The sequence below is a fragment of the Pseudomonas sp. SED1 genome (genome assembly GCF_034044025.1).
Lineage (GTDB): Bacteria > Pseudomonadota > Gammaproteobacteria > Pseudomonadales > Pseudomonadaceae > Aquipseudomonas.
The window spans coordinates 1-2,639 of record NZ_JAXCIS010000228.1 but is presented as its reverse complement, the minus strand read 5'-3'; the positions used below and the strand labels follow the sequence as shown (position 1 = coordinate 2,639).

Sequence of the window (2,639 nt, the reverse complement as noted above, 5' to 3'; positions counted from 1 at the left end):
ATCTGGTGACTGATCCACCGCGTTCGCGAGCAAGCCCGCTCCCACATTTTGATCCAGTTGAGTCAGGGAAACCGGGTTACTTGCCCGGCACCAACGTCAACCGCGTCTTCCCATACACCCCGTCAAAGTTCTGCGGCTGCATCGGGAAGCTCAGGTATTGCGCCTTCAGCCACGGGTCGATGCCATTGGCATAGTTCGGGCTGGCCGGGTTGCCGGATTGGCCGATGCCGCTTTGGCCCATCATCGGTTCCACCTGGCCGAAGTCGACAATCATCCGCAGCGCCGGCACCTGGGTCGTGTCGAAACTCTGGCCCCAGCTATACGGTGCGCTGTTCAGCGTGTTGTGATCGCCGCCCGCTGCCAGTGGGCCGCGAATGTTCTGGCCGCTGGCGTTCTTCCAGGTGTAGCTGTGCAATTTGCCCCACTGCCAGGCCTTGTGATCGGCGCCCAGTGCGCTATCGCCTGCGGTGATTGCGGCGGCCAGGCTGCGGGCCAGGATCACCGGTTTGTCGGTTTTCTGCCCGGTGCGCGCATCATTCCAGAACGGGCTGTCTTCGCGCCCCAGCAAGTGGTCGGCCACCGCCGAGTACGACAGGTTGGCGTTGCCGATAAAGGCTTTCCAGGTGGCGCTGTTTTCCGGACCGAGTTCGTCGAGGAAAATCTGCTTGGCGCTTTCCTGCAGGAACAGTTCATAAATCGCTGCGTCGGCAGAGGTGGAGACGAGACGGCCATCGAACGCCATCAGGCGGCCCAGGGCTTCCCGCGCCTTGGTCTGGTCTGCCGCCGGCAATCCATCGATCGCCTGTTTCAGCGGCTGGGCCATGCCCGGCGCCTGGAACATGCTCTTGAGCTTGGCGGCAAACGTGGTGGTCTGGTCGTACTGCATGGCGATCATGCTGCGGCTGTCATGCTTGCCACTGCCGGCCAGTTGCGCGATACGTTCGGCACGTTCCGGCGCGGCCCAGGAGTTGGATAACTGCATGCCGTAGCCGCGCGGAATGGTGCGCTGGTTGGCGGTGCCGATCCAGCCTTGGGCCGGGTCCTGATCGTAAGGGTGCAGCATCGCGTCGGCGTAGCCATCCCAGTCAAAACGCCCGTCCCAGCCCGGCGACGGCACCAGGCCTTCGCCTTCACGGCGGTTCGGGAAGCGCCCGGTCACTTGCCAGCCGATGCTGCTGGCATCGGCGAACACCATGTTCAAGGCAATTGCGCGAATTTCCCGGGTGGCGTCAGACGCTTTACCGGCGGTTTGCGCGCGGGACAGGTCGAAGAACGCGTCCAGGCTCTTGTCGTCCTTGAAATCGGCGGTCTGCAAGGCCAGGCCGTAGCCGCTGCTCAGCGACTGGGCACTATTGAGCAGTGGCCCGTGGCGGGTTTCATACACGGCTTCACGAATCGGCCGCTGGCCCTTGGCGAAGTAGGTTTCGTTGCGCACGATGGCCGGCAGCCATTTGCCGTTGTTCTCGTAGTATAGCGCGTTGCCCTGGCGCTTGACCTTCTCCAGGAACACATCCTGGGTGTCGCCCGAGACCTGGCTCATGCTCCACGCCACCTTGCCGTTGAAGCCGGAAAGCAGGGTTGGCAAACCGGCGATGGACACACCGGCGGCCTGGTATTTCGGCGAGCGGATCTGCACGTAGTTCCACAGCGACGGCGCCTGCATTGAGGTCGACAGATCATTGGCCAAAAGGCTTTTGTTGCTGCGGCTGCGCTGCGGGCCGATCGCCCAGTTGCTGGAGCTGGAAGTGCCCAAGGTGTTCAAGGTGCCGAGGTGTTCGCTGAGACTGGTCAACGCGGCGAGGCCCGGGATCTGGCTCAGGTTGATGCCCTTGAGCTTGTCGGACTCGGCCACCGGCAACGGTTCATCCGGGTAGCTTGGGGTCAGCCAGGCGAGTTTGTCGGCGCCGACTTTCTGCGCCAGCACCAACGAGGACAACTCTTCCTGCAAGTTGGTCGACTCGCTGAAATTCAGCAGGCAGAACAGCAGCGCCGAATCTTCCGGCTTCCAGTATTCAGGCTTGTAGCCGGTCTGGGCCAGGTCTGGCGGCAGCTTGTCGCGGTAGCGGAACAGGTAGGCGTTGACCCCGCGCGCATACACCTCAAAGAAGCGCTTGAGGCGCGGCGACGAGGCGTTATACAGCTCGCCGGCGCTCTTGCGCAGGTTGACCGCCCGCATGAATCGGTCGACATCCAGCACTTGCGGCCCGGACATTTCCGCCAGGCGGCCCTGGGCCAACAGGCGCAGGGTGACCATCTGGGTGATGCGGTCGCTGGCGTGCACATAGCCCAGAGTGAACAGCGCATCGTGGAAGGTGCTGCTTTCAATCAGCGGGATGCCCTGGCTGTTGCGGCGCACGGAAACGTTCTGCGCCAGGCCCTTGATGGGCTGCACGCCGGAAACCGCAGGCAATGTGTCTTGGGTGCTTTGTAACTGGCAACCGGCCAGGCCCAAGGCACTGGCAATTGCCGCGGCAACGCCGAACCGGGGAAGAAAATGTGAGAGGGCTGGCGAGGCCATGGCAAAGCTCCTGCGGGGGGTAGCGTCAGTAAAGGCGCTACGTTAGTGAGCGCGGCGAAACGACGCAAGCGGGAGGCGATGCTTATTTCAGGATTTGCGTAAGGTTTTTAGTCGGGCACAA

The 2,639-nt window shown here is 62.7% G+C and carries 1 protein-coding gene; it reads right to left on the bottom strand.

Translation table 11 applies throughout. The features are described from left to right. Positions 1–76 precede the first annotated feature (76 nt). On the bottom strand, positions 77–2,518 hold the full coding sequence (locus SNL23_RS28790; RefSeq protein WP_318304418.1) for a penicillin acylase family protein: 2,442 nt from the start codon (positions 2,516–2,518) through the stop codon (positions 77–79). Positions 2,519–2,639: the final 121 nt, after the last annotated feature.

Coding starts and splice junctions, on each gene's coding strand:
- SNL23_RS28790 (WP_318304418.1), bottom strand. CDS start 2,518: ATGGCCTCGCCAGCCCTCTCACATTTTCTTCCCCGGTTCGGCGTTGCC.